This window comes from Streptomyces sp. NRRL F-5727, from assembly GCF_000719555.1.
Lineage (GTDB): Bacteria > Actinomycetota > Actinomycetes > Streptomycetales > Streptomycetaceae > Streptomyces.
The window spans coordinates 1-25,337 of sequence record NZ_JOGX01000082.1; the positions used below are offsets into that span (position 1 = coordinate 1).

Sequence of the window (25,337 nt, forward strand, 5' to 3'; positions counted from 1 at the left end):
AGGCGGCGCGGGGGGCGGTTGCGGCGGGCGGGGTCGGGGGGCGCGGGGGGGGGGGGTTGGGCGGCGCGGGCGGGCGCGTGCGCCCGCGTGCGCGCCTCTCCGCACCGCCCAATTCCCCGGTCACAGCTTGGATTTGGCCTCGCTGGACCCAGGCGTTGCTCCGCTAGAGTGAAGCACCGGTTTCCTGGTGAAAGGGGAAAGCGAATGTCTCGCCACAACCCGGTAGAGGTGCAGATCCACACCGGGTCCTTATGGGTCGGCGGTGACGCGTACCCCCTGCGGAACATCTCGCACGTGGGACAGCGCCGGCTCGTTCCCGTGAAGAAGAAGATCGGCAAGGACCTCTTCGTCGGCATCGTCCGCATCTGGCTCGTCCTCGGCATCGGCGGGGCGCTCGCGCAGGCGTCGAAGGAGACCGTCGCCTACGTCGTCGTGGTGGTCATCGCCGCCCTGATGGTCTGGCGTCTCGTCGCCAAGGTCCGGCAGCCCGATCTCCCCGTGCTCTTCGGCCTGATCGTGAACACGGCCGGCACCCAGCGGGACACCGTCTGGAGCACCGAGAAACACGAGATCGACCACCTCGTACTGGAGATCACCAAGGCCATCAGCACTCCGGGCCAGGCTCAGATGATCTTCAACGTGCAGCACGCCGTCGCCGGTGACCTCATCCAGCAGTACGGCGCCAACAGCATCGGACAGGCCAGCCACTTCGGCCACGGCAACATCCAGGCAGGGTGACATGAGCAGCGATCAGATCCACCAGTACGGCGCGGGCAGCATCGGCAAGGCCAGCCACACCGGCTCCGGCGACATCGTCGCCGGCGGCAAGACGGTCGGTGCGGCGGCCACCCCCGCGACCGCCCTCGACGACCTCCGCTCGGCCATCGAGGGACTCCGCACCCACCTGGACGACACCCGCCGCGCGGAGCTCGACGCGGCCGCGGCGGACCTCGACCCCGCCGCCCCGCGCGCCGAACTGGAGGGCCCGCTCACCCGTATCGCCGGCATCGCCGCCCTCGTGGGCGCGGTCGGCGGCCCGGTCGTGGCCGCCGTGCAGGCCGTGCTGGCGGCGCTCGGCGCCTGACGCCCCCGGCTCCGCCACTCCCGCACCTCCCGTAACTCCCTTGCCTGGGACCTCCGTCCGGCGACACGGTAACCGGACGGAGGCCCCAGGCCACGCGCGGTAAAGTCCGTGGGCCACGCGCGATCGCCGCCCTGAGGAGCAAGGAGCACAGGTGTCCACGGCACCCCCGCCACCGAACAACACGCCCCACCCGTTCATGGGTTCACCGGCCGGGCCGCCGCCGCCGCAGCCGCCGCCCCCGCCACGGCGCGGGTGGTACGGAAGCCTGAGCGAGGGCGGGAAGGTCACGGTCATCGGCGCCGTGATCGTGGGCGTGTCCACGCTGGCCGCCGCGATCCTGCCGTCCGTGCTCTCCTCCGGCGACGGGAAGGGCGGCGGTGACGCCAAGCCTCCGGCCTCGCAGATCACGACCCAGGATCCGACCCAGGAACCGACGAAGACCCAGGAACCCACGCCCACCGCGGAGTCGGACCCGACCGGCGAGACGCCTTCCGGGACGCCGACGGCCACGGAGACGGCGACCGGCGGGACCGACGCCTCCGCGCCGCCGGCCTCGCGGACGTACGAGGTCTTCTACCAGGACCAGGCGATGTCGCTGGGGCTGCCGCCGGGCGAGGACGTCGGCTCGATCGACTTCGACGTGCCGGCCACCCGTCGTTACTCCGAGGAGGAATGGACGACGGAGAAGGAGAAGGCCGAGCAGTCCGGGGTGCCCGTCACCGCCGATCTGACGTACGCGGACACGTCGTACGGCTATCTGGCCCTCCGCAACGGCCGCAACGCCGCCCAGCTCCAGCCCACCGACCCGTCGGAGAAGGCCGCGGACTGCGCGAGGGCGGCGCAGGTGGGCGGATTCACCGAAGCGGTGATGGACGACTGGACGCTGCCGGCGCAGACGGTGCTGTGCATCCTCACGGACCAGGGCAACGTCGCCCGGGTCACGATCACCGGCTTCATCGGGGGCAAGAAGGACGGCCTGACCGATCCGCCGACCCAGATCTCCCTGAAGGTCACCCTCTGGAAGCCGAAGGGCTGAGAGCAGGAGAAGAAGGGGACGGAGATGTCTCGTGCGGTGCGGTGGACGGTCGCGGGGCTCGCGGCGCTGGTGACGTTCGGGCTGTCCGTGGCGGTCGTACGGGCGCTGCCGTGGGGCTGGCTCCCGCAGGAGGACGGGGCCCGGCTCGACACGGCCCTCGCCTTCGGCGCCGTCGCGGGCACGGCGGTCCTGGCGGGCCTCGGCTGGTGGGCCGGCCGCGAACAGCCGTCGCCCACCACGCCGACTCCTCCACGAAAGGTCACGCAGACCGCCACGGCCTCCGACGACGCCCAGGTCACGCAGGCCGGCGGCGGCGCCCCGCAGGTGGAGCAGCACGCCGAGGCGAGCGGGGAGGCGAGCGTCACCCAGACCGGCGGGCACCTGCCGTCGCAGGGGGCGGGCGGCTCCGCGCCTCCCGGGGACCTGCCCGACCAGGTGGAGCAGCGCGCGCAGGCGTCCGGGCGGGGGCGGATCGTCCAGTCCGGTGGCGACCAGCACGTCGACGGGGCCTGAGGCGGTGGAGCGGGAACCGCACGGCCCCGGCCCGGAGGGGAAGACGGAGGGGAACACGAAGGGAAACACGGAGGGGGACACGGAGGGGAACACGGAGGGCGACCGGCACGACCGGGTCCGGCAGTGGGCGGAGGCGTCCGACGACAGCCGGATCTACCAGGCCGCAGGCAACCAGCACTTCTCGCGGATCGGCACCCAGCACGTCTGGGCCCCGGGCGGCGGCCCCGCCCCGCGCGCCCTGGCCGCCCTCCCCCCGGACCCGGCGCCGGCGCTGGCCGGCCGGGAGGAACGGGTCGCCGAACTCCTGAAGCACCTGGGCCCGGAGGGGCCGCCGGCGACGCTGGTGACGGGCCTGCCCGGCGTCGGCAAGACCGCGCTGGCACTGCACACCGCGCACCGGGCCGTCGGCCTCGGGCTCTTCCCCGGCGGCACGCTCTTCGTCCGGCTGCGCGGCTACGCCCCGACGGGCGCGGTCGACGCCGCCCAGGCGCTGGAGGCGCTGCTGCGAGCGCTGGGCGTCCGGGACACCGACCTGCCGCCGACGCCGGAGGAGCAGGCGGCCCTGTACCGGTCGGAGCTGGCCCGCCGAGCGGCGGACGGCGGGGCGGTGCTGATCGTCGCCGACGACGCCTCGTCGGCCGGGCAGCTCGTCCCCCTCGTCCCCGCCCATCCGGCGCACCGGCTCCTCGTCACCTCCCGCGACGCCCTGACCGCCCCCGACTTCCGCCCCCGTCTCCTCCCCCTCGGCGAACTCGACACCCCGTCGGCCGCCGCCCTGATCGCCACCGCCCTCGCCCAGGTCGACCCCGCCGACCCGCGCGCCACGGAGGAGCCCGAGGCGCTGGAGCGGGTGACCGCCCAGTGCGGCCGGCTGCCGCTGGCCCTGACGATCGCCGCCGCCCTCCTCACCTACGACCCCGGCCTGCGGATCGCCTCCCTCGCGCACGAACTCTCGGACACCGGCCGGAGGCTGGGAGAGCTGCGGTACGAGGACGGCGACGGGCGCGCCTTCGCGGTCCGCACCGCCTTCGACCTCTCGTACCGTCGACTGCGGGAGCCGGAGGCCCGTCTCTTCCGCCTCCTGTCCCTCAACCCGGGCCCCGACGTGTCCACCGAGGCCGCCGCCGCCCTCACCGGCCGCCCCGCCCGCGAGACCCGCGCCGGCCTCGCCGCTCTCGCCCGCGCCTGCCTCCTCGGCGAACACCCGCCCCGCTCCGGCCGCTGGCGTATGCACGACCTGTTGCGTCTGTACGCCTCGGGACTGCCCGCGCACCGGGACGAGCACGAGGCCCGGCTCCGGCTGACGAGCTACTACCTGAGCTCGTGCGAGGCCGCTGACGTGCAGCTGCGTGCCGACCCCGGCCTCCGCGCCGGCCGCTTCCCGGACCGCGCCGCCGCGCTGGAGTGGCTGGAGGCGGAACGCCCCAACCTCGTCGCCGCCGTCGCCCTCGCGACCGCGCAGGAACCCCACACCGCTCTGCGCCTCGCCGCCGCCCTCTCCTTCTACCTGCGCCAGAGCCGCCACCTGCACGACACCCACGCCGCGGACGAGTACGTCATCACCGCGGCGCTCAGGGGAGGATCCCGGGCGGTCATCGTGAAGGGCGGCGCCGCCACCCAGAGGGGTCCCCTGCACGGCGACAAGGTGATCGTGCACCGCGCCGCGTACGGGGCGGTCCGGCACGTCGTCCCGCCCGAGGAGCTCATCCAGGCGCGGAAGATCGTGGAGCGCGGCCAGGCGGCGCGGACGAGGGGGCTCCTCGCCGAAGCCGCCGCGGCCTTCCGCGAGGCGGTCGACGTCTACCGACTGCTCGGCCACCCCCGGGGCGAGGGCAGGGCGCTCGACGCCCTCGGCCTCACCCTCCGCGAAACCGGCCGCCCCGGCGAGGCGGCCGCCGCCCACGCCCGGGCCTCCGGCGCCCACCGCGAGGCGAACGACCTCCACGCGGAGGCGACGGCCCTCGACCATCTCGGCCTCGCCCTCCGCGAAGCCGGCCGCCGCGCCGAGGCGGCCACGGCCCACACCAAGGCCGCCGCCCTCTTCCACAGGGAAGGCAGCCCCGCCGACGAAGCGAGGGCACGCCGGAACGCCGGACTGGCAGCGGGGCTCAGAACCCGTCCGGCAGACGGTTGAGGATCCGGAAGGGGAGCGAGAACCAGCGTCCGCCCTGGGAGAGGTGCCGGGTGTAGACGCCCTGGAGCACCAGGGCCAGCGCCAGGTCGACGGCGTCGGCCGGGCCCTCGGCCTGGACGTCGAGCCGCAGCGGCCGGTACCAGTCGTCCCGCGTGACCCGCACGAGGAGGCCCGCCCGCAGCAGCTCGTGGACGCACTTGTCGGGCCCCTGGCGGTAGCGGTACGCCCGCTCGCCGAGCCCGATGCGCAGGGCGCGCCCGTCGCGGGAGAGCCCGCTGCGGCGACGGCTCACGGTGCCGGTGTGCGGTCCGACCTGGAGGCGGGGGCGGGACGGCAGCGGCATCTGCGCGTAGTTGATGCCGCTGAAGACGGCGGGCGGTATCCGTTCGCCGCCGACGGAGAACTGCCGGAACGCGCTGCTCCGTCCGGCGGCGGCCCCGTACCGCAGCTCCACGTGCCCGAGACCGGGTACGACCCCGGCCCAGGAGGGCTGCCGCCCGAGCCGGCTGCGGCCGGTCTCCGGGTCGGTGTGGTGGAGGGAGAAGGAGGGGGCCGGGCCGCCGTATGAGGTGTTCATGGCGGCCCAGTATGCCGGTGCGGCGTGCGTCGCCTGCGTGGCCTGGGTGGGCTGTGTGGCCTGCGCCGCCCGGGTACGGCCCGGGCGGCGGCGGGCCGGATCAGGGGGCGGCGGCGGGCGGCGAGGTCCGCGGGAAGGAGATCTCCACGCGCCGGTTCTTCTTCCGGCCCTCCTCGGTGCGGTTGTCGGCGATCGGGTAGTCCTCGCTGTACCCGCGGATGTCGTACGCGGTCCCCGGGTCCAGCTCCCGCGCGAGCACCTGCTGCACGGCGACGGCCCGCTCCTTGGAGAGCTTGAGCCCGTGCTCGTACGTCCCCAGGTTGTCCGTGAACCCGAACACCCGCACCCGTCCGGACCCCTGCGTCCGCACCTCCGCCGCGATGGCGCGGATCCGCGCGGTGGCGGCGCGGCTGAGCTTGGCGCTGTTCTTGGCGAACAGCACCTCGGCCTGGAGCGCGAACGTCACGTCGACGTTGGTGTCCTCGCGCCGCTGCTCGCCACCTTCCTCTTCGACGATCTGCTTGATGTCCAGCACCTTGGCAGGTGCGAGCTGCGCGCCGTCCGGGAGCATCAGGTTCGGCGAGTTGGAGTCGATGGCGGGGGGCGGGGAGGACGAGGTGCTGCCGGGCGGATCGTCGGCGTACGCCGTGCCGGCGCCGCCGCCGAGGGGCCAGACCGTGATGACCGCCACGGTCGCGAGCGCGGCCAGCCTGCGTCGTCGTCCTGTAGTCGTTGTCGTCGTCGTTGTCATGACAGCGCCTCAGGAGAGCTTGAGGGTGGCGGGTTCGAAGGTGGGCAGCTGGAAGGAGACCTCGGTGGTGGAGGCGGGAGGTGCGGGGAATTGCATGAAGACGGCGGTGGACTTGCCGGGGCCGAGGCTGTCGAGACCGGTGGTGGTGAGCGGGCGACCGTCCGTGTCGCGGAGGACGTAGTAGCGCTTCTTGCCTACGGCGTCGATGAGGGTGGCTCCGCCGAGGGACTTCCCGTGTTTGACCACCTCGGTCTCATCGCCCCTCATTTCCGCAGGCAGGCTGACTGCCGAGCCCGAGGAATTCGAGAGACGCCCCTTGATGGTGAGGAAGCCACCTGCGTCACGCTCTGCGGATTCGATCGCCAGCTCCACCCCCTTCCGCCCCTTGGCGACCAGCAGCGGCTCCGTCGGCTGCTCTGCCGGTTCGCCGGTGCTCGGTTCCACCTGGGTGGGTGAGGTCTCCTGAGAGGGCTGATGCGCGGTCGTCGGCTTGTGCGACGCCTTGGGCTCAGCGTCGGCGCCACAGCCTGCAACAGTCAAGGAGGCCGCTACCGCGAAGGCGACCAACCCCCCTCTCCCGTACGAGATCTTCATGAAGAGCGCTTCCTTTACTCGTCGTCGCTGGTCAGTCGAACGCGGAAGAGTTCATCGGCTCCGGGCAGCACAGGGTCATCCGGATCGACCTCCCAATCCTCGTCGCCGCAGGTGAGGCCCAAGATCGGGTCAGCTTCCTCCTCCTCTGGTTCCTCAGGCGGGGTACTGGAGGGATCCGGTTCAATGGGCGGCTCAGTGCTGGAGTCAGGGCTCGGTTCGGGCGGCGCGAACGAACACAGAGGCTCGACCACCGCAGAGGCAGTTGCCGTGGCACGGCGCTCATCCGTGCCCGGGACGATCGATTCACCGACGGTTCCCTCGGTCTGGACCGTCACGCTGAAGCCGAGATCCCGCGGCACGCAGTCCTCGAGATCAAGCTCGGCACCATTGAGAGAGGCGAATGTGATGGCGTTCTGGCAGGCCCGTTCCGTGTCATAGCCCTCGCCCCGGACAAACTGCCGCCACTGAGCCGGATCGCCAATCTCGGCGAGCCAACGCTCCCGGAGTTGGTCTCTGGCATCTTGAGCCGCCCCAAGAGCCGCTGCGTCAGCAGCCGTTTGAGCTCCGTTACGCAAGGCTGCGGCCTGCCCGACAGCAAAGTAGACGAAAGCCAGGAACAACAGTCCACCGACAACCGCCACGTAAGCAGGGAATGCTTGCCCCCTATCCGCCGTGCCTCGCCTTACTCGCCACCGCCGCCAGTAAGCTCGGTGATCTTGTCCGTAATGGCGTTGAGGATCGACGAACCGATGTCGGTCCCGGTGATGGCCACCACGATCGCCACCACCACCACGATGATCCCCAGATACTCCACCGCCGTCTGCCCCCGGTCGCCCCGGGCGGTCAAGTGCAGCCGCGCCTTCGTCAGAGCCTTCAGCATCGCGTCGTACATCGTGGTCCCCTCCGCGTTCAGACGCCTGCGCTTGGGCGCGGTCCGCCGGCCAGCGGGACGGCGTGCCGTACCCGTAGGCCCTCGTACGGGCCCGGGTCATCGGGTGGGCCTGGTGCCCAGCCAGGAGGCTATGGCCTCGGCGGTTGTGCGGGTGCGGAGTTGGACGAAGACGCGGCCTTCGTGACCCTCGGACGCGACCTCGGTGATGCGGCGCGTCGCGTCGGCACGCAGGCTGTTCAGGCTTTCGGCGATCGCATCCATCACGCACACCCCTCCCACACTCGGTCAGCACTCTGTCACATGCGGTTGCCCGAGCGAAGGGGGATCGTCAACCTGAGGTGAGATCGAGACAGTTGCGCACCCGTGGTCAGCCGCGGGTCCGGTCCGTCTCGGGCGCGTCGGCCGGCGGCTCCCCCGCGACGAAGCCGCCCCGCTGCGGGAGCGTGATCACCCGGCCCTCCGCACGGAGGAGGGCGACGGCCTGGCGGTCCGTGTCCCTGGCGATGCCGGACGGGATCAGGTCCCTCGGCCGGAGTTCATCGGACTCGATCCGCTCGCGCATGGCGCGGGCGTCGGATCGGAGCGGTCCATATCCATGCACCGGACGTCAGCCTCGTGCCCCGGGGCCCGCGGCTTGTCCGCGTCCTCGTCCTCGTCCTCGCCCTCGTCCCTCCGGGTGAGGCTCGGACTCCGTCCGTCCTCCCGCACCGCGACACCAGCCCCGTCGCCGTACGGCCACCGCATCCCATCACCAGCCCCCTTCCCCACGGCCTCGGCCTCCCCCTCGACGGCGCCGCCTCCGTCCTCGTCCGGCCCTACCTGCTCGCCGACGAGCGGCGGCGCGAACAGGCTCGGCAGCGGTACCGGCGCCTCGCGCTCGTCCTCGCCGCCGGGCCCGTCCTCGTCGCCGAGGTGTACCAGAGCTCCGGGCCAATAGGGCTCGACGTGTACGCCTGCCCGGAGTGCGCGCCGTACTACCCGCCGCTCCCGAACGTGCCGGACCGGCCGCCGGTCACTCGCCCGCGATCGAGCCCAGGTCCGTGCCCGTGCCCAGGAACAGGCCCGCGCCGAGGAGGATCATCGTCGCCGGGACCATCAGCGTCGTGATGACCATCGTCGCCTTGGGCACGGCCTTCGCCGCTTTGCGGCGGGCGTTCTGGGCGTCCGTGCGGCGCATGTCCTCCGCGATCTGGATCAGCGTGTCGACGATGGGCGCGCCCAGTTCCTCGCCCTGCTGGAGCGCGGTGACGAACTGGGCGACCTGCTCGGAGTCGTTGCGGCGGCGGAGTTCGTCGAACGCCTGGCGGCGGGTGACGCCCATGTCCATCTGGCGGAGGGTGATGCGGAGTTCGTCGGACCAGGGGCCCGCGTACTTGTCCGCCACCCGCTCCAGCGCCTGGCGGAAGCCGAGGCCCGCCGAGACGACGACGGCGAGGACGTCGAGGAAGTCCGGGAGGGTGCGTTCGATCTGGTCCTTGCGGATGCGGACCGCCGACCAGATGCCGACCTCCGTCCAGAAGGCGCCGAACGCGAAGAGGAGGGCCGCCGTGACGTACGACCCCTTCGTGAGCATCAGCAGGCCGCCGAGGGCCCCGAGGAAGCCGTAGACGGCGCGCCGGGCGCCGTAACGGTCGATGGTCAGGCCCCCGGGGTTGCCCGCCAGGTCGATGCGGCGGCGGACCGCGTCGACCCGCTTGGGGCCCATCCAGCGGAGGACCGCCGGGGACCAGCGCATGCCGAGGCGGTCGACGGCGGAGTCGACCGCGCCGGTGCGGGTGGCGCCGACCTCCAGGGCGAGCCGGAGGTCGTCGGGGAGGCGGGCGTCGGCGCGGTACAGGCGGAGCCCGTACGCGACGCCGGCGACGGAGAGGCCCGCGAGGAGGGCGAGGGCGAGTTCCAGCACCTGCGTCTGGGTGTGCGTCTGCATCTGCGTCTGCGGCCCTTACACGTCGATCTTCGAGAAGCGGCGGATGACGGCGAAGCCGAGGACGTACAGCGCGCAGGCGACGACCACCGCGCCCTGGCCCAGCGGCGAGCCGGTCATCCGGTCCAGGGCGCCCGGCTGCATGTTGTCGATGAGGAGGAGCGAGCCGAAGCCGATCACGGGGACCGCGTACGCCGTCATGCTCACCTGGGAGAGCTGGGTGCGGACCTCGCGCCGGGTCTCCTTGCGCTGCTCCAGCGTCTCGGTGAGGTTGCGGAGCGAGGAGACGACCGTGCCGCCCGCCCGGTTCGCCAGGACCAGGGTGGTGACGAGGACGACGAGTTCGCGGGAGGGGAGGCGTGCCGCCAGTTCCTCCAGGGCGTCGTCCAGCGAGGTGCCGACCGCCAACTGCTGGGCCACCTTCTCCAGTTCGTCGCCCGCCGGGGCCTCCATCTCGTCCGCCGCCAGGCTGATCGCCATGCGGAGGGCGAGGCCGGCCTGGGTGGCGTTGGCCAGGATGCGGGAGAGTTCCGGGAGCTGGTTGATGAAGCGCTCGATGCGCTTCTGCCGCTGCCAGTTGAGGTAGCCGACGGCCACCCATATGCCCAGCAGTCCGCAGATCGGGCCGAAGAACGGGGAGAGGGCGGCCTGGCCGACGATCCAGAGGACGGTGACCGACGCCGTCAGGGCGACCGTGAACTCGCCCGGTGTCACGTCGAGTCCGGTCGCGGCGATGCGGCGCTCCAGGTGGCGGCCGAGGGCCGTGGCGCGGACCCGCCGGTCCAGGCCCGCGAAACGGCGCCGGCGGCGGCCGGTCGCCTCGGGCGCGGCGGTGTCGTCGAGGCGGGCGACGAGCGCCGCGTGGCGCCGGGCGCCGTTCGCGTACACCTGCACGCCGACGACGCCGAGGACGGCGGCGAGCAGCGCCGCTCCGGCCGTCAGCCAGAAGGGGTCGGTCATCGGGTCTCCTGTCTGGCCTCAGCCGGCGTCCCGGACGGCGAGCTGGGTGTCGTCGGCGGCGACGCCGAAGGCGGGCGGTATCGGCTGCCCCGCCATGTAGAGGCGCTCGGCGACGCGGCGCGGCAGCGGGTGGTGGACGTAACGGCCGTGCACGCGCCCGTCGGCGGCGAGCGGTTCGGCCTGGAAGCGGCAGACGGTGGCGAGGAGGAAACGCTCGCGGCCGTGCGAGGCGAGGATCGCGATCTCGGTGACCCGGCGGGTGCCGTCGGGGTGCCGGGTGAGCTGCACGAGGACGTCGACGGCGCTGTTGATCTGGTCGCGCAGCGCCTCGAAGGGGACCTTGACCTCGGACATCGAGGCGAGGGTCTGGAGCCGCATCAGGGCGTCCTCGGCCGAGTTGGCGTGGACGGTGGCGAGGGAGCCGTCGTGGCCGGTGGACATGGCCTGGAGCATGTCGAGGGTCTCGCCGCCGCGGACCTCGCCGACGATGATCCGGTCGGGGCGCATGCGGAGCGAGTTGCGGACGAGGTCGCGGATGGTGACCTGGCCGCGGCCCTCGATGTTCGGCGGGCGGGCTTCGAGGCGGATGACGTGGGACTGCTGGAGCTGGAGCTCGGCGGAGTCCTCGATGGTGATGATCCGCTCGCCGTCCGGGACGAGCCCGGAGAGGGCGTTGAGGAGGGTCGTCTTGCCGGTGCCGGTGGCGCCGGACACGATGATGTTGAACTTCGCCTGGACCAGGCCGGCGAGGAGCAGCAGCATCTGCTCGTCGAGCGAGCCGAGGCCGATCATCTCGTGGAGCGTGTAGGCGCGGGGGAAGCGGCGGATGGTGAGGGTGGCGCCGGTGAGGGACAGCGGCGGGATGATCACGTTGACGCGCTCGCCGGACGGGAGGCGGGCGTCGACCATCGGATTCGACTCGTCCACACGGCGGTTGACGGTGGAGACGATCCGCTCGATCGTCTGCATCAGCTGGTCGTGGGAGGCGAAGCGGAGCGGCAGCAGTTCGACCCGGCCGCCGCGCTCGATGTAGATCTGGTCGGGGCCGTTGACCATGATCTCGGTGATCGAGGCGTCTTCGAGGAGCGGTTCGAGGACGCCGAGGCCGAGCGCCTCGTCGACGACCCGGCGGATCAGCCGGCCGCGTTCGGCGGTGGAGAGCACCGGGCCCTCGCGGCTGATGATGTGGCCGAGGACGCGTTCGAGGCGGGCCCGACGCTCGGCCGCCGCGAGCGCGGACATCTCGGTGAGGTCGATCTCCTCCAGGAGTTTGGCCCGGAAGGAGGCGACGAGGTGGCCGTCCTCCCGGCCGCCGGGGCCGAGGGCGCGCGGGTCGTCGCCGGAGTGGTGGATGCGGGCGCGCAGGCTCATGGCCCCTCCTCGGGCGGTGCGGGCAGGGGCATGGTGGCGGTCTTCTCGACCTGGCCGAGGTCCCAGAAGGGGACGACCTGCGGGATCTGGACGGTGACGATGGCGGTGTACTCGCCGCCCCCGCCCCCGCCACCGGCCGCGACGCCGATGTCGAGCCAGCCGGACACGGCCGCCTCCGCCGCCGCCCGCGGATCGAGCGGATCCTCCCCCGGAGCCACGTCCCTGGTGGCCGCCCGCGCGGCCGCCCGCGCCGCCGTCCCCGCCTGCTGCGCCGCGTACGCGGCCAGTCCGAGCTGGAGTCCGGCGAGGCCGACGATCAGCAGGAGGGGCAGGAAGCCGAGGTACTCGATGGCCGCCTGGCCCCGGTCCCGCCGGCCGGGACGAGATGCGGTACGGCTCCGAGGGGCGTCGCCCCGCAGGCCCGTGCCGCCCGGCCGGGCACCGGCCCGCCCCACCCTCTTCCGGCTCACGGCGTCTCCCCCGACCCCTCGTGGACCGCGCCCGCCGTCGCCGTCACGCCGTCGAAGCTGCCCAGGCCGGGGAAGAGGATCGGGACGGGGACCTTCACCGTCACGGTGACCAGGCCGTCGGACGAAGCCCCGCAGCCGCTCACCCGGGCCCCCGCCCACGCACCGTCGAGGTGCCGGCTCGCCGCTCCCTGGCAGTCGCCGTCCACGGCGGCGGCCCGGGCGGCCTCGTCCGCCGCGTTCCCCGCGAGGACGAAGGTGTAGCCGACCAGGACGACCTGCCACAGCAGGGCCATGGTCAGCAGGATGACCGGGACCATGCCGGTGAACTCCACCGCCACCTGGCCCCGGTCGCCCCTCGTCCTCCCCCGCCGCACGGCTCAGCGCCCCGCCCCGCGCCGCCGCAGCCCCAGCGAGCCGCGGTCGCCGGCGCGGGCGAGCTGCTTGCCGGGGGCGGGGGCGGTCGGGGGGCCGGTGAGGCCGAGTTCGGCGGCGAGGGTCCAGAGGGCCTGCTTGACGGTGGAGCGGGCGTCGAGTTCGTGGAGGCGGCCGGCGTCGACGACGGCCTGGAGTTCCTTGTAGGCGGCGGGGACGGTGACGCCGGCGATGCGGGTGCCGGTGATCTTCTGGACCAGCGGCGGCTGGATCTCGGTGGCGCGGGAGTGGCGGTTCACCAGTGCGGTGCTCGCCTCTGCCCTGCGGACCTGGAGCCGTTCCCACATGCGGACCGTCCGCTTGGCGGCGCGGACGGCGATGACGTCGGGGGTGGTGACGAGGAGGGCGGTGTCGGCCATCTCGACGGCGGCGGCGTTGGCGCTGTCGAGGCGGGAGCCGCAGTCGACGACGACGACCTCGTGGCGGGCGCGCAGGGCGCTGACGATCTGGCGGGCGGCGCGGTCGGTGACCTCCTCGCCGCGTTCGCCCTCGGCGGGGGCGAGGAGGAGGGAGAGGCCGGTCTCGTGGACGAAGACGGCGTCCTGGAGGACGCGGGGCGAGAGGTCGGCGATGGCGGCGAGGTCGGCGGCGGAGCGGCGGAACTGGACGTCGAGGTAGGAGGCGATGTCGCCGCTCTGGAGGTCGAGGTCGACGAGGGCGACGGTGCGGCCGGCGGCGCGGGCGGCGAGGGCGAGGTGGACGGCGGTGACGGTGGTGCCGACGCCGCCCTTGGCGCCGCTGACGGTGACGACGGTGCCGCCGGGCCCGGCGGCGAGTTCGGCGGCGCCGCCGCCGAGGTGGCGGCGGAAGCCGGCGGACCACTGGGCGGCGGCCTGGACGCGGCCGGCCAGCTCCTCGTAGCCGAGGGGGAGGGCGACGAGGCCGCGGGCGCCGGCGTCCATGGCGGCGGAGAGCAGGCCGGGGCCGGTGTCGGCGGTGATGAGGACGACGCCGACGGCGGGGAAGCGGAGGGCGACCTCGCGGACGAGGTCGAGGGCGGGGACGGGGCCGATCCGCTCGTGGACGAGGACGACCTCGGGGAGCGCGTCGAGGGATTCGGCGGCGAGCCGGGCGAGGGTGTCGACGAGCTGGGTGGAGTCGGGGACGGGCGGGGCGGGTTCGGCGTCCGGGAGCTGGCCGAGGAGGGTGGCGACGGCCCGGGCGGCGTCGGGGTCGCCGACGGCCGGCAGGATCCTGGTGGGCATGGCCGGGCCTCACTTGTCCTTGTCGAGCGTGTAGGTGCGGTCGCCGGGGGCCGGCTGGGCGGGGGACCCGTCGGCGGGGGCGACGAGGGCGAGGCGTACGCGCTCGGCGAAGGTGTCGGCGTACGCGACGCGCTGGGTGTCGAGGGGCGAGAGGGCGAAGGTGATCGGGACGGCCTCGACGGTGGCGCGGGAGCCCGGCTTGCGCTGGTCGATCGGGGTGAGTTCGCCGACGTCGATGACGCGGGCGTCGGTGACGAGCAGCCGGGACTGGCTGGGCTCGCCCTTCTTCTCGCCCTCGAAGGTGGCGTAGATGTTGACGGTGGCGCCCGGGGTGATCTTTCCGGCGACGCCGGTGGCGGCGTCGATCATGATGGCGATCTCCTGCTCGCCGGGGCGGAGGGCCGGGCGGGCGACGATCATGTCGCTCTGGAGGAGGGAGCCCTTCTTGAGCGGGGTGACGGCGATCCGGCCGTTGATCTGGGCGAGGTCGGTGACGGCGGTGTCGGGCAGCCAGCGCTTCGGCATCGAGATCTTCTCGAAGTCGGCGGCCTTCAGCCGCTCGTAGGGCTCGACGCCCTTCTTGACCCGGTACGCGGTGGTCTCCGGCCCGACCTTGGAGTTCACGTCGCTGATGACCGCGAGGACGCCGGCGAAGGCGCCGAGGGCGCAGAGGACGGAGAGCAGCAGCAGGATGACGCCGCGGCGCTGGCGGGAGTTCATGGCTGTTCTTCCTGGGTCGGGGTCATCGGGTCGGTCCGGCCTGGGCCGGGATGCCGGTCGTCAGCGGGGCGGCGCAGAAGCCGCAGCGGTCGCCGATGAGTTCCATGCCGCACCAGTGGCAGGTCTCGCGGCGTACCGAGGCGACGAGTTGGTGGAGGACGGGCAGGTCGGGGAGGTACGCGGCGAACTCGACGAGTTTCGGGGTGCCCCACCAGGCGGGTGATCCGGCGGGCAGGGCGGTCTCCTCTGCGGGGCCGGCGACGGACCAGCGGGGGGCGAGGTGGGTGGTGGGCCAGTCGGTGGCGAGCTGGCCGCGGGCGACGATGAGGCGGGTGGTGAACTCGGGTCCGGTGAAGCCGGATTCGTCGGCGCCGACGCGGACGATCCGCGGGGTGGGCCCGGCGAGGACGGCGAACTGGGCGCCGGGGAGCCAGCTCTTGAGGTGGGAGCCGAGGGTGACGGGGACGCGGTCGAGGCGGGAGACGGAGCCGAGGACGGCGCCGGCGTAGATGTAGTGGGCGAGCAGCCGGGCGGCGGAGGCGAGGACGCCGGGGCTGAAGTCGCAGGCGGAGAGCTGCCGGAGCTGGCGGACGAGGACGGCGGCGCCGAGCGGCGGCAGGTCGGTCCTGACCAGGGCGATCCGGTCGCTCTCCAGGAGGCCGCGGACGGTGTGGAGGCGGTGGGCGACGGCGGGCGGCGCGGCGGAGGGGCAGACGACGAGGACGTGCCCGAAGCGGTCGACGAGCCGCCGCAGTTCGGTGACGGAGTCGTCGAGGGTGCGGGCCGCGGGGTCGGCGAGCACGGCGGCGTTGGGGGTTCCGGGGTCGGTGGGCGGCAGCACGAGTTCGGCACCGGTGACCGCGATCGCTGTCGGCACGTGAGCCCCCCGCCTTCCCGCGCCCCTTCCCCGTGAGGCGCACGTCACGACTGTTCTGCACCTTATCCACGCGGACCGGGGTGGTGAACACACAATCCGTCAACTCCCACCCCCCTCTTCGGCCGTCGGACGTTCTGGTTCCGCTTGCCGCAGACCTTGACAACGCAATTGGTCTGGACCAACTTGGTGCGACGACGGCGGTGGCCACCTCCCGAATCCCCATCCCCAGTTCGCAGTTCCCCCGTACGACGACGTACGGCACCTCCAGCTCCCGACTCCCCCACCGGAGGATGCACGTGGACCGCACCACCCCCCGCCGCCCGGCCGCCCGGCGCTGGCTCGGCGGAGCGCTCGCCCTGGCCGTCGGATCCGGGCTCGCCCTGGTCGGCGGTACCGGCACCGCCCTGGCCGCCGACGTCAACAACGCCAGGAACGCCGGCTTCGAGAACGGTCTGGCCAACTGGTCCTGCTCGGCCGGCAGCGGCACCGCCGTCGCGAGCCCGGTCCACACCGGGGCCGGCGCGCTCAAGGCCACCCCGGCCGGTCTCGACAACGCCAAGTGCGTGCAGACCGTCGCCGTGAAGCCCAACTCGACCTACACGCTGAGCGCCTGGGTCCAGGGCGGGTACGCCTACCTCGGCGCGTCGAACACCGGGACCGGCTCCGGCTCGGTCTCCACCTGGACGCCGGACTCGCCGTCCTGGAAGCAGCTGACCACCACCTTCACCACCGGCGCCTCGACCACCTCGGTCGAGATCTACACCCACGGGTGGTACGGCACCGCCGCCTACTTCGTGGACGACGTGAGCGTCTTCGGCCCCGACGGGGGCGGCGGCCAGGATCCCGACCCGGTCGTCCCGGCCACCCCGGCCGGGCTCGCCGCCGGCACGCCCACCACCAGCGCGGTCCCGCTGAGCTGGAACGCGGTCTCCGGCGCCACCGGCTACAAGGTGTACCGGGACGGCGTGCCGGCCGCGACCGTGACCGGCACCTCCACCACGGTCACCGGACTCGCCGCCGACACGGCGTACTCCTTCCAGGTCTCGGCCACCAACACGGCCGGCGAGTCCGCCAAGTCGGCCGCGGTGAGCGCCCGTACGGCGAAGACGACCACGCCCGGCCCCGGCCCGTCCGTCCCGAAGCACGCGGTCACCGGCTACTGGCAGAACTTCGACAACGGCGCCGCCAAGCAGAAGATCCGTGACGTCCAGGCCGCGTACGACATCATCGCGGTCTCGTTCGCGGACTCGACGGTCACGCCCGGCCAGATCGTCTTCAACCTCGACCCGGCCGTCGGCTACACCTCGGTGGCCGACTTCAAGGCCGACATCGCGGCCAAGAAGGCGGCCGGCAAGTCGGTGATCATCTCGGTCGGCGGGGAGAAGGGCAACGTCACGATCAACAGTGACGCCAGCGCCACCGCCTTCGCGAACAGCGCCTACGCGCTCTTCCAGGAGTACGGCTTCAACGGGGTCGACATCGACCTGGAGCACGGCATCAACTCCACGTACCTGACGAAGGCGCTGCGGCAGCTGTCGGCCCTGGCCGGCCCGTCGATGGTGCTGACGATGGCGCCGCAGACCATCGACATGCAGTCCACGGGCACGGAGTACTTCAAGACCGCGCTCGCCGTGAAGGACATCCTCACGGTGGTCAACACCCAGTACTACAACAGCGGTTCGATGCTGGGCTGTGACGGCAAGGTGTACAGCCAGGGGTCGGTGGACTTCCTCACCGCGCTCGCCTGCATCCAGATCCAGGGCGGCCTCGACCCGTCCCAGGTCGGCCTGGGCGTGCCCGCCTCCACGCGGGGCGCGGGCAGCGGCTACGTCGCCCCGTCGGTCGTGAACAGCGCGCTCGACTGCCTGACGAAGCTGACGGGCTGCGGCAGCTTCAAGCCCGCCCAGGCGTGGCCGACCCTGCGGGGCGCCATGACCTGGTCGACCAACTGGGACGCGACGGCCGGCAACGCCTGGTCGAACGCGGTCGGCCCGCACGTCCACGGCCTCCCGTAACCCCACGGGGACCTCGTCCGCCGGCCCCGGCGGCCCCCCGCCCCCCCACCGCGGCGCCGCCGGAACCCTCCGGCGGCGCCGTGCCGCGTCACCGGCCCGAGCGGGTCCGTGCGGCGCCCCTCTGGTCCCCGGTGGGGCCGTGCGGCGCCCCCCCTGGTCCCCGGTGGGGCCGTGTGGCGTTCCCCTGCCCCTCGGTGGGGTCGCCTGACGGTCCCCCGGTCCTCGGTGGGGCCGTGCGGCTTCTCCCCCGGCCCGCGGGGGCGCCGTGCCGCGGATTCCGGCCTCCCGTCACCTAGCGTGGCGTCGACCATGGCCGAACTCGCTACCTTGACCCGTCCATGACATGGCCTCACCCTGTGTCCCGGACACCCGCACCTGTTGTCGCACTCCCCCACACTCCCCACCCAGGAGACACCATGCGACGTCCCCGACGCGGCAGAAGGTCCGCCACCCTCGCGGCCCTCGTGGCGCTCGCCCTCGCGGCGCCCCTCTCCGCCCTCTCCTCACCCGCCGGCGCCGATCAGCCCACCGCCGCCAGGGGCGGCGAGGAGGTGATCCGGCAGTACGAGATCGCCGGGCCCTCCACCGTCGCCGCCCGCACCGCGCTCACCGCCACCGGCGTCTCGATCGACGAGGTCGACGCCCGGTCGGTCGTGGTCAGCGCCGACGCGCGGCAGCTGGCCCGGATCGAGGCGCTCGGCTACGAGCCGGTCGCGCTGCCGGCGCCGCCCGACCGGGGCGAGGCCGCAGGGTCCTCCCTCGGCCCGCTCGACTTCCCCTCCGCCGACGCCAAGTACCACAACTACGCCGAGATGACGGCGGAGATCGACCAGCGGCTCGCCGCCTACCCGTCGATCATGAGCAAGCGGGTCATCGGCAAGAGCTACCAGGGCCGTGACATCGTCGCCATCAAGATCAGCGACAACGTGGCCGTGGACGAGAACGAGCCGGAGGTCCTCTTCACCCACCACCAGCACGCCCGCGAGCACCTCACCGTCGAGATGGCGCTCTACCTGCTGCGCGAACTCGGCGCGGGATACGGCACGGACGCACGGGTCACCAACATGGTGAACGGGCGCGAGATCTGGATCGTCCCCGACCTCAACCCGGACGGCGGCGAGTACGACATCGCCTCCGGCTCCTACCGCAGCTGGCGCAAGAACCGGCAGCCCAACTCCGGCTCCTCGTACGTCGGCACCGACATGAACCGGAACTGGGACTACAAGTGGGGCTGCTGCGGCGGCTCCTCCGGATCCAAGAGCTCCGAGACCTACCGGGGCACCGCCCCCGAGTCGGCACCCGAGGTGAAGGTCGTCGCCGACTTCGTCCGCTCCCGGGTCGTCGGCGGCACCCAGCAGATCAGGGCCGCCATCGACTTCCACACGTACAGCGAACTGGTGCTGTGGCCGTTCGGCTGGACGACCGCCGACACCGCCCCGGGCATGACCCAGGACGACCGCGACGCCTTCGCCGCGGTCGGCGGCAAGATGGCCGCGAGCAACGGCTACACCGCGGAGCAGTCGAGCGACCTCTACATCACGGACGGGTCGATCGACGACTACCTCTGGGGCACCCACCGGATCTTCGGGTACACCTTCGAGATGTACCCGACCTCGTCGTGGAACGGCGGCTTCTACCCGCCCGACGAGGTGATCGAGCGGGAGACCAGCCGCAACCGGGACGCCGTGCTCCAGCTCCTGGAGAACGCGGACTGCATGTACCGCTCGATCGGCAAGCAGGCGCAGTACTGCGCGAGCTGACCGGTCTGACGCGGGGTCAGGACGCCTCGTCGAAGTAGGCGTCCAGGACCGCGTCCAGCTCGGCCTCCCAGCCCGCGATGCGGCCCCTGTCCGGCGCGACGATGTCGATCGGGTACCAGCGCCGGTCAGGGGTGTGCACGGTGACGGTGAACTTCTTGCCGAAGCGCCCCTTCTCGCTCTCGACGGCGGCGATCTCGTCCCAGCGGAACTCGCACGCCTCCTCGTCGTAGCTCAGCCGCACGCCCTCGGCGTCGGCGACGATCCGCCCCCGCCGGTCGGCGGCCTCGAAGACGGGGCCGTCGGCCGGCGCCGGCGCGTCCTCGGGCACGTCCTCCGTGACGGCGTCCTCGGCCACCTCCTCGGCCGCGGCCACCTCGTCGGACACGGTGTCCTCGACGGGCGCGTCCTCCGGGACGGCGGCGTCCTCCGGCGGGGCCGCCACTGCCGTGAGGCCGGGGATGAAACCCGGGTCGGCCGAAGCGGCGCGCAGGGGCTGCTGTATGGGTCCGTTGCTCTGCTCCACGGCGGCAGTATGGCCGACGCCCCTGTGAGCGGGGCAAGCGGGCTCAGCCGAGGACGGCGAGGGCGTCGATCTCGATGAGCAGGCCCTGGGGCAGGCCGACGTAGACGGTGGTGCGGGCGGCCGGCGGGGCCTTGAGCTCCTGCTCCTCGAAGTACTGGTCGTAGAGCGCGTTCATCTCGGCGAAGTGGTCGACGTCCGTGAGGTAGACGCGCATCATCATCACGTCGTCCCAGGTCGCGCCGCCCTCCTCCAGGATCGCCTTGACGTTGGCGAAGGTCTGGAGGGTCTGCTCGCGCAGGGTCGGGCCGGCCGGCGTCGGCGGCTGCCCCTCGACGGCGGGGAGGAAGCCGACCTGACCGGCGACCTGGAGGATGTTCCCCTTGCGCACGCCGTGCGAGAACGTCGCGGGCGGGGTGGTGTGGGTGGCGGGGGTGAGCGCGGTCTTCTCACTCATCGTCGGTGGCCTCTGCTTCCTTCGGTGGGGTGGTGGTGCCGGAGTAGTCGTGGCTGATCGCCTCCGCCGTGCGGCGCACCAGCGGCAGCAGGGCGAGCAGTTCGTCGGCGGTGACGACGACGTTGGGCGCCGAGACCGACATGGCGGCGACGACCCGGCCGTCGGCGCCGCGGATCGGGGCGGCGACGCAGTTGATGGACTCCTCGTGGCCGCCGAGGTCGGTGGCCCAGCCCTGCTCGCGGACGGTCGCCAGCTCCTGGAGGAAGGCGGCGGCGTCGGGGGTCGAGCGGGGGGTGTAGCGGGGGTAGTCGAGCTTGGCGGCGAGGGCGCGCCGTTCGGGTTCGGGCAGGTCGGCGAGGAGGAGTTTGGCGACGGCGGCGACGGTGATCGCGACGGGCTTGCCGATCCGCGAGTACATGCGGACCGGGTAGCGGCTCTCGACCTTGTCGATGTAGAGGACCTCGCCGTCCTCGTGGACGGCGAGGTGGACGGTGTGGCCGGTGCGCTCGTTGAGGGCGGCGAGGTGGGGGTGGGCGATCTCGCGGACGTCGAGGTTCTCGACGGCCTCCTGGGCGAGGGCGAAGAGGCGGGCGCCGAGGCGGTAGCGCTGGTCCTGCTGCCGGTAGACGAGGCCGTGTTCGTGGAGGGTGCGCAGCAGCCGCAGGGCGGTGGACTTGTGCACGCCGAGCCGGTCGGCGACCTGGCCCAGGTCGGCGGGGCCCCGGGCGAGCAGCGGCAGGATGCTGAGCGCGCGGTCGACGGTCTGGCTCATCGGTTACGTACCTCCTCGTCGGCCTCCGTGCCGGCGGACGTCCACCCGGGGCCGAGGTGCAGTCTCCCCCAGTCCCCGTCGCCGAGCGCGACGAGCCGGTCGGCGCGGTCGCGGTCGGGGGGCGCGGCGAGGTCGCCGGGGGCGGTGAGCGCGGCGGCGGCGGCGAGGTGGCCGTGGCGGAGGCGTGCCGGCATGTCGAGGCCGCGGAGGGTGGCGGAGAGGAAGCCGGCGGCGAAGGCGTCGCCGGCGCCGACGGCGGACACGACGTCGACGCGGGGGGCGGGGACGACGGTGACGACGTCGGCGGCGCGAGCCGCCGTTGCCGCGCGGGCCGTGTGCGGAGCCTCGACCGCCGCGGTCACCGCGGTCGCTGCGACTCCGTCGTCCATGGTCCGGACCTCGGTCGCTGCGGTCGCTGCGGCGGGGCGTTCGAAGGCCGTCGCCGGGCCGGCGCCGCCCTTGACGACCAGCACCGCCGGCTCCGGCAGGAGCGCGCGGACGGCGGCGGGGGCGGCGGCGGGGGCGGCGGCGCCCCAGAGGCGTTCGGCCTCGTCGGCGCCGACGAGGACGAGGTCGGCGCGGGCGGCGAGTTCCCGCAGGACCCCGCCCGCGTCGCCCCCGCGCCACAGCCCGGGCCGGTCATTGACGTCGAAACAGACCAGGGGGCGTCCGGCGCGGGGCTCGGTCAGCTCGTGCAGCAGGGCCAGGCAGTCGCCGGAGAGCGCCGCCGTGATGCCGGTGAGGTGGAGGATCCTGGTGTCGGCGACCGTCTCGTACGGGATCGTGTCCGGTGACATCGCGGAGGCGGCGGAGCCGGTGCGGTAGTAGACGACCTCGTGGGCGGCGGTGGCGCGGTCGGCGTCGGTGCGGAAGTAGACGCCGGTGGGCCGGTGCGGGTCGCGGCGGACGGCGGCGACGTCGACTCCGTACCCTGCGATGGTGTCGAGCAGGTGGTCGCCGAAGCCGTCGGTGCCGACCCGGCCGACCCAGCGGGCGCGGTGTCCGGCGGCGGCGAGGGCGCAGGCGACGTTGGACTCGGCGCCGCCGATGGCGCGGGTGAAGGCGGGGACGTCGGCGAGTCGGCCCGGCCGGGTGGGCAGGAAGGTCACCATGGACTCGCCCACGCAGACGACGTCGTACGACGGTCCTGGCACGGTCACGCTCCCGCTGGTCCTCGAACCGGTCCGTTGACCCGGCCTCGGCCCGGATGTTAGACAGCGGTGAGCGATATACGCAATGGACGTTGCACACAACGCAACGCCCTGGAGGAGGGATCCATGCCGACCGATCTGTCGGACGAGCGCGTCGACCACCGCTTCAAGGGCCTGCCGCCGGACGCGGACGGACTGACCGTCGGCGAGCTGGCCGCCCAGCGCCGGTCCCTCTTCACCGGCGGCTTCACCACCCCGGTGCTCGCCCTCTCCGCCGAGTCCGTCGAGCACAACCTGCGCGCCCTGGAGGAGTACGCCGCGCGGCACGGCCTGGCCTTCGCCCCGCACGGCAAGACCTCGATGGCCCCGGTCCTCTTCCGCCGCCAGATCGAGCACGGCGCCTGGGGCATCACGGCCGCCGTCCCCCACCAGGTCCGGGTCTACCGGGCGCACGGCGTCGACCGGATCTTCCTCGCCAACGAGGTGGTCGACCCGGTGGCGCTGCGCTGGCTCGCCGCCGAGCTGGACGCGCACCCGGAGTTCCGGCTGGTCTGCTACGCCGACTCGGTGCGCGGGGTCGAGCTGATGGACGAGGCGCTGCGGGCGGCCGGGGCCCGCCGGCCGCTGGACGTGGTGGTGGAGCTGGGCGCGGGCGAGGGGGCCAGGACCGGTGCCCGTACGGAGGCGGAGTGCGCGGCGGTCGCCGACGCGATCGCCGCGTCCGGCACGCTCCGGCTGGTCGGCGTGGCCGGGTACGAGGCCGAGGTGCCGGGCGCGGACGGGGAGTCGGTGCGCGGCTGGCTGCGCCGGCTGACCGGGCTCGCCGCCGCCTTCGACAAGGAGGGCCGCTTCGACCCGGCCGTCGGCGAGATCGTGGTGAGCGCGGGCGGCAGCGCGTGGTTCGACGCGGTCGCGGACGTGTTCGCGGAGATCCCGGAGCTCTCCCTGCCGGTCCTGAAGCTGCTGCGCTCGGGCGCGTACGTGTCGCACGACGACGGCCAGTACCGGGAGAAGACGCCGTTCAACCGGGTCCCCGAGGAGGGCGCCCTCCAGCCGGCGTTCCGCCTCTGGTCGCAGGTGGTGTCGCGGCCGTCCGCCGGGCAGGCGTTCACCAACGCGGGCAAGCGGGACGCCGCCCACGACCTCCACCTGCCGGAGGCGCAGGTGGTGCGCTCGGCCCGGACCGGTGAGATCCGGCCGGCCGACGGGGTCACGGTCACCGCCCTGTCGGACCAGCACGCCTGGCTGGCCACCGAGGACGGGGCGGACGTGGAGGTCGGCGACTGGGTGGGGATGGGCCTGTCGCACCCGTGCACGTCCTTCGACAAGTGGCAGCTGATCCCGCTGGTCGAGGCGGACGGCACGGTCGTCGACTACGTCCGCACCTTCTTCTGACGGGGGCCGGGGATGTGGGATCTCGTCTTCCGGGACGCCGAGGTCGTGGACGGTTCCGGCGCGCCCTCCTACCGGGCGGACGTGGCGGTCGACGACGGCAGGATCGTCTCGGTCGTGCGGGAGGCCGCGGCGGCCGGCTGCCAGCGGCCCACCGCCACCCGGAGCGTCGACGCGGAGGGCCTGGTCCTCTCCCCCGGCTTCGTCGACATGCACGCCCACAGCGACCTGGCGCTGCTCCGCGACCCGGACCACAGCGCCAAGGCCGCGCAGGGCGTGACCCTGGAAGTGCTGGGCCAGGACGGCCTGTCGTACGCGCCGGTCGACGACCGCACCCGGGAGGAGGTGCGGCGGGCGATCACCGGCTGGAACGGCGGTGGCCCCGACGACACGAGTCTGGACCTGGACTGGCGGACGGTCGGCGAGTACCTGGACCGGCTGGACACGGCCCACGGCGGCGAGGGCATCGCGGTGAACGCCGCCTACCTCGTCCCGCAGGGCACCGTCCGGATGTACGCGATGGGCTGGGCCGACCGGCCCGCGACCCCGGCCGAGCTGGACCGGATGCGGCGGCTGGTCGCCGAGGGCCTGGAGCAGGGCGCGGTGGGCATGTCCTCGGGCCTCACCTACACCCCCGGCATGTACGCCCCCGACGGCGAACTCACCGAGCTGTGCCGGGTGGTGGCCTCGTACGGCGGCTACTACTGCCCGCACCACCGCAGTTACGGGGCGGGGGCGCTGCGCGCGTACGAGGAGATGATCGCGCTGACCCGGGAGGCGGGCTGCGCGCTCCATCTCGCCCACGCCACGCTGAACTTCGGGGAGAACGCGGGCCGGGCGCCGGAGCTGCTCGCCCTGCTCGACCGGGCGCTGGACGCGGGCGCCGACCTCAGCCTCGACACGTACCCGTACACCCCCGGCTGTACGACCCTGCTCGCGCTGCTCCCGTCGTGGGCGCAGGAGGGCGGCCCGGCGGCGGTGCTCGGGCGGCTCGCGGACGGGGCGGCGGCGGAGCGGATCCGGCACGACCTGGAGGTGACCGGTTCGGACGGCTGCCACGGGGTGCCGGTGGAGTGGGCGACGGTCGAGGTCTCGGGCGTCGCGGATCCGTCCCTCGCGGACCGGGTGGGACGGCGGCTCGGCTCCTGGGCGGAGGCGCGTGAGCTGCTGCTCGCCGACCGGCTGGGGACGACGATCCTGCAGCACGTGGGGCACGAGGAGAACGTGCGGGCGATCATGCGGCACCGGGTGCACACCGGCGGTTCGGACGGCATCCTGCAGGGCGCGAAGCCGCATCCGCGCGCCTACGGCACCTTCCCGGAGTACCTGGGCCGGTACGTGCGCGAGGAGGGCGTGCTCTCCCTGGAGGAGTGCGTGGCCCATCTGACCTCGCGCCCGGCGGCCCGGCTGCGGCTGCCGGACCGGGGTCTGGTGCGGGAGGGGTACGTGGCGGACCTGGTGCTCTTCGATCCGGAAACGGTCGCGGCGGGAGCCACCTACGACGCCCCGCGCACGCTGCCGGTCGGCATCCCGCACGTGCTGGTCGGCGGCCGCTTCGTGATCGAGGACGGCCGCCGCACGGACGTCCTCGCGGGCCGCGCGATCCGCCGGACGCCGGTCTAGGTCCGACGGGGCCTAGGTCCTGTCGTCAAACTCCCGTCGTCGCCCGAAGGGCGGCCCCGCGGCGTCAGGTGCGTGCTCTCGGCGTGCCGGGTGGAAGTCCTCGTACT

At 73.4% G+C, this 25,337-nt stretch carries 27 protein-coding genes and 1 pseudogene; 9 read left to right on the plus strand and 19 right to left on the minus strand.

Annotation, left to right across the window (positions count from 1 at the left end; genetic code table 11):
• Positions 1-204 precede the first annotated feature (204 nt).
• From IF73_RS0133630 to IF73_RS0133650, 5 genes are all read left to right on the plus strand, one after another.
• Positions 205-738 carry a DUF6232 family protein gene (locus IF73_RS0133630; RefSeq protein ID WP_031014498.1) on the plus strand — a complete coding sequence of 178 codons (534 nt, stop codon included), beginning with the start codon at positions 205-207 and terminating at the stop codon, positions 736-738.
• A 1-nt stretch (position 739) separates the two neighbouring features.
• A complete protein-coding gene (locus IF73_RS0133635; RefSeq protein WP_031014504.1) occupies positions 740-1,084 on the plus strand; it encodes a hypothetical protein in 345 nt (114 codons plus the stop codon).
• A gap of 151 nt (positions 1,085-1,235) precedes the next feature.
• On the plus strand, positions 1,236-2,120 hold the full coding sequence (locus tag IF73_RS0133640) for a hypothetical protein (RefSeq protein WP_158822219.1): 885 nt from the start codon (positions 1,236-1,238) through the stop codon (positions 2,118-2,120).
• Positions 2,121-2,144: 24 nt separating this feature from the next.
• The gene (locus IF73_RS0133645) at positions 2,145-2,633 is read left to right on the plus strand and encodes a hypothetical protein (protein ID WP_158822221.1); all 489 of its coding nucleotides are present in this window, start codon (positions 2,145-2,147) and stop codon (positions 2,631-2,633) included.
• Positions 2,605-4,767 (plus strand): ATP-binding protein, encoded by a 2,163-nt coding sequence (locus IF73_RS0133650; RefSeq protein ID WP_158822223.1) that lies wholly within the window; start codon positions 2,605-2,607, stop codon positions 4,765-4,767. Before IF73_RS0133645 ends, IF73_RS0133650 begins: the two co-directional genes overlap by 29 nt.
• On the opposite strand, the gene IF73_RS0133655 is transcribed toward IF73_RS0133650, so the two are convergent.
• The 15 genes and pseudogenes from IF73_RS0133655 to IF73_RS0133725 all read right to left on the minus strand — a co-directional run bounded on the left by IF73_RS0133655 (position 4,742) and on the right by IF73_RS0133725 (position 15,540).
• Positions 4,742-5,344, minus strand: a complete 603-nt coding sequence (locus IF73_RS0133655; RefSeq protein WP_051717579.1) for a hypothetical protein — start codon at positions 5,342-5,344, stop codon at positions 4,742-4,744. The two genes, IF73_RS0133650 and IF73_RS0133655, sit on opposite strands and share 26 nt — an antisense overlap.
• Positions 5,345-5,444: 100 nt before the next feature.
• Positions 5,445-6,095, minus strand: coding sequence for an OmpA family protein (locus IF73_RS0133660; RefSeq protein WP_051717581.1), 651 nt, complete (start codon positions 6,093-6,095; stop codon positions 5,445-5,447).
• Between the two features lie 9 nt (positions 6,096-6,104).
• The gene (locus IF73_RS0133665; protein WP_031014513.1) at positions 6,105-6,689 is read right to left on the minus strand and encodes a hypothetical protein; all 585 of its coding nucleotides are present in this window, start codon (positions 6,687-6,689) and stop codon (positions 6,105-6,107) included.
• 14 nt (positions 6,690-6,703) lie between these two features.
• A pseudogene (locus tag IF73_RS42365) lies at positions 6,704-7,339 on the minus strand (pilus assembly protein TadG-related protein); the annotation flags it as partial.
• A 32-nt stretch (positions 7,340-7,371) separates the two neighbouring features.
• A complete protein-coding gene (locus IF73_RS42370; protein WP_051717584.1) occupies positions 7,372-7,581 on the minus strand; it encodes a hypothetical protein in 210 nt (69 codons plus the stop codon).
• Positions 7,582-7,677: 96 nt separating this feature from the next.
• Positions 7,678-7,842 carry a hypothetical protein gene (locus IF73_RS41290; protein ID WP_158822225.1) on the minus strand — a complete coding sequence of 55 codons (165 nt, stop codon included), beginning with the start codon at positions 7,840-7,842 and terminating at the stop codon, positions 7,678-7,680.
• 106 nt (positions 7,843-7,948) lie between these two features.
• A complete protein-coding gene (locus IF73_RS38235) occupies positions 7,949-8,143 on the minus strand; it encodes a hypothetical protein (RefSeq protein WP_199806770.1) in 195 nt (64 codons plus the stop codon).
• 450 nt (positions 8,144-8,593) lie between these two features.
• On the minus strand, positions 8,594-9,481 hold the full coding sequence (locus IF73_RS0133690; RefSeq protein ID WP_031014517.1) for a DUF5936 domain-containing protein: 888 nt from the start codon (positions 9,479-9,481) through the stop codon (positions 8,594-8,596).
• A 42-nt stretch (positions 9,482-9,523) separates the two neighbouring features.
• The gene (locus tag IF73_RS0133695; protein WP_031014519.1) at positions 9,524-10,465 is read right to left on the minus strand and encodes a type II secretion system F family protein; all 942 of its coding nucleotides are present in this window, start codon (positions 10,463-10,465) and stop codon (positions 9,524-9,526) included.
• An 18-nt stretch (positions 10,466-10,483) separates the two neighbouring features.
• A complete protein-coding gene (locus IF73_RS0133700) occupies positions 10,484-11,836 on the minus strand; it encodes a CpaF family protein (RefSeq protein ID WP_031014521.1) in 1,353 nt (450 codons plus the stop codon).
• Positions 11,833-12,306, minus strand: coding sequence for a TadE/TadG family type IV pilus assembly protein (locus tag IF73_RS0133705; RefSeq protein ID WP_107049381.1), 474 nt, complete (start codon positions 12,304-12,306; stop codon positions 11,833-11,835). The genes IF73_RS0133700 and IF73_RS0133705 overlap by 4 nt, the downstream gene beginning before the upstream one ends.
• A complete protein-coding gene (locus tag IF73_RS0133710) occupies positions 12,303-12,680 on the minus strand; it encodes a TadE/TadG family type IV pilus assembly protein (RefSeq protein ID WP_031014525.1) in 378 nt (125 codons plus the stop codon). Before IF73_RS0133710 ends, IF73_RS0133705 begins: the two co-directional genes overlap by 4 nt.
• Before the next feature lie 3 nt (positions 12,681-12,683).
• On the minus strand, positions 12,684-13,943 hold the full coding sequence (locus tag IF73_RS0133715; RefSeq protein WP_031014526.1) for an AAA family ATPase: 1,260 nt from the start codon (positions 13,941-13,943) through the stop codon (positions 12,684-12,686).
• 9 nt (positions 13,944-13,952) lie between these two features.
• Entirely contained in the window at positions 13,953-14,663 is a 711-nt protein-coding gene (gene cpaB, locus IF73_RS0133720) for a Flp pilus assembly protein CpaB (protein WP_031014528.1), read from the minus strand.
• Between the two features lie 22 nt (positions 14,664-14,685).
• Positions 14,686-15,540 (minus strand): hypothetical protein, encoded by an 855-nt coding sequence (locus IF73_RS0133725; protein WP_051717586.1) that lies wholly within the window; start codon positions 15,538-15,540, stop codon positions 14,686-14,688.
• Positions 15,541-15,830: 290 nt separating this feature from the next.
• Between IF73_RS0133725 and IF73_RS0133730 the strand changes: the two genes are divergently transcribed.
• Together IF73_RS0133730 and IF73_RS0133735 are read left to right on the plus strand one after the other, a co-directional pair.
• Entirely contained in the window at positions 15,831-17,555 is a 1,725-nt protein-coding gene (locus IF73_RS0133730) for a chitinase (RefSeq protein ID WP_199806771.1), read from the plus strand.
• Positions 17,556-17,971: 416 nt separating this feature from the next.
• On the plus strand, positions 17,972-19,315 hold the full coding sequence (locus IF73_RS0133735) for a M14 family metallopeptidase (RefSeq protein WP_031014535.1): 1,344 nt from the start codon (positions 17,972-17,974) through the stop codon (positions 19,313-19,315).
• A 16-nt stretch (positions 19,316-19,331) separates the two neighbouring features.
• On the opposite strand, the gene IF73_RS0133740 is transcribed toward IF73_RS0133735, so the two are convergent.
• From IF73_RS0133740 to IF73_RS0133755, 4 genes are read right to left on the minus strand one after another with little or no spacing between them, the layout of a single operon-like run.
• Positions 19,332-19,838 (minus strand): hypothetical protein, encoded by a 507-nt coding sequence (locus IF73_RS0133740; RefSeq protein ID WP_031014537.1) that lies wholly within the window; start codon positions 19,836-19,838, stop codon positions 19,332-19,334.
• A gap of 43 nt (positions 19,839-19,881) precedes the next feature.
• Positions 19,882-20,292 (minus strand): RidA family protein, encoded by a 411-nt coding sequence (locus IF73_RS0133745; RefSeq protein ID WP_031014539.1) that lies wholly within the window; start codon positions 20,290-20,292, stop codon positions 19,882-19,884.
• A complete protein-coding gene (locus IF73_RS0133750) occupies positions 20,285-21,064 on the minus strand; it encodes an IclR family transcriptional regulator (RefSeq protein WP_031014541.1) in 780 nt (259 codons plus the stop codon). The genes IF73_RS0133745 and IF73_RS0133750 overlap by 8 nt, the downstream gene beginning before the upstream one ends.
• Entirely contained in the window at positions 21,061-22,176 is a 1,116-nt protein-coding gene (locus IF73_RS0133755; RefSeq protein ID WP_234338418.1) for a sugar kinase, read from the minus strand. The genes IF73_RS0133750 and IF73_RS0133755 overlap by 4 nt, the downstream gene beginning before the upstream one ends.
• A 165-nt stretch (positions 22,177-22,341) precedes the next feature.
• On the opposite strand from IF73_RS0133755, the gene IF73_RS0133760 reads away from it, so the two are divergent.
• Together IF73_RS0133760 and IF73_RS0133765 are read left to right on the plus strand one after the other, a co-directional pair.
• Positions 22,342-23,610 carry an alanine racemase gene (locus IF73_RS0133760; protein ID WP_031014545.1) on the plus strand — a complete coding sequence of 423 codons (1,269 nt, stop codon included), beginning with the start codon at positions 22,342-22,344 and terminating at the stop codon, positions 23,608-23,610.
• A gap of 12 nt (positions 23,611-23,622) precedes the next feature.
• Positions 23,623-25,230 carry an N-acyl-D-amino-acid deacylase family protein gene (locus IF73_RS0133765; protein WP_031014547.1) on the plus strand — a complete coding sequence of 536 codons (1,608 nt, stop codon included), beginning with the start codon at positions 23,623-23,625 and terminating at the stop codon, positions 25,228-25,230.
• Positions 25,231-25,337 lie beyond the last annotated feature (107 nt).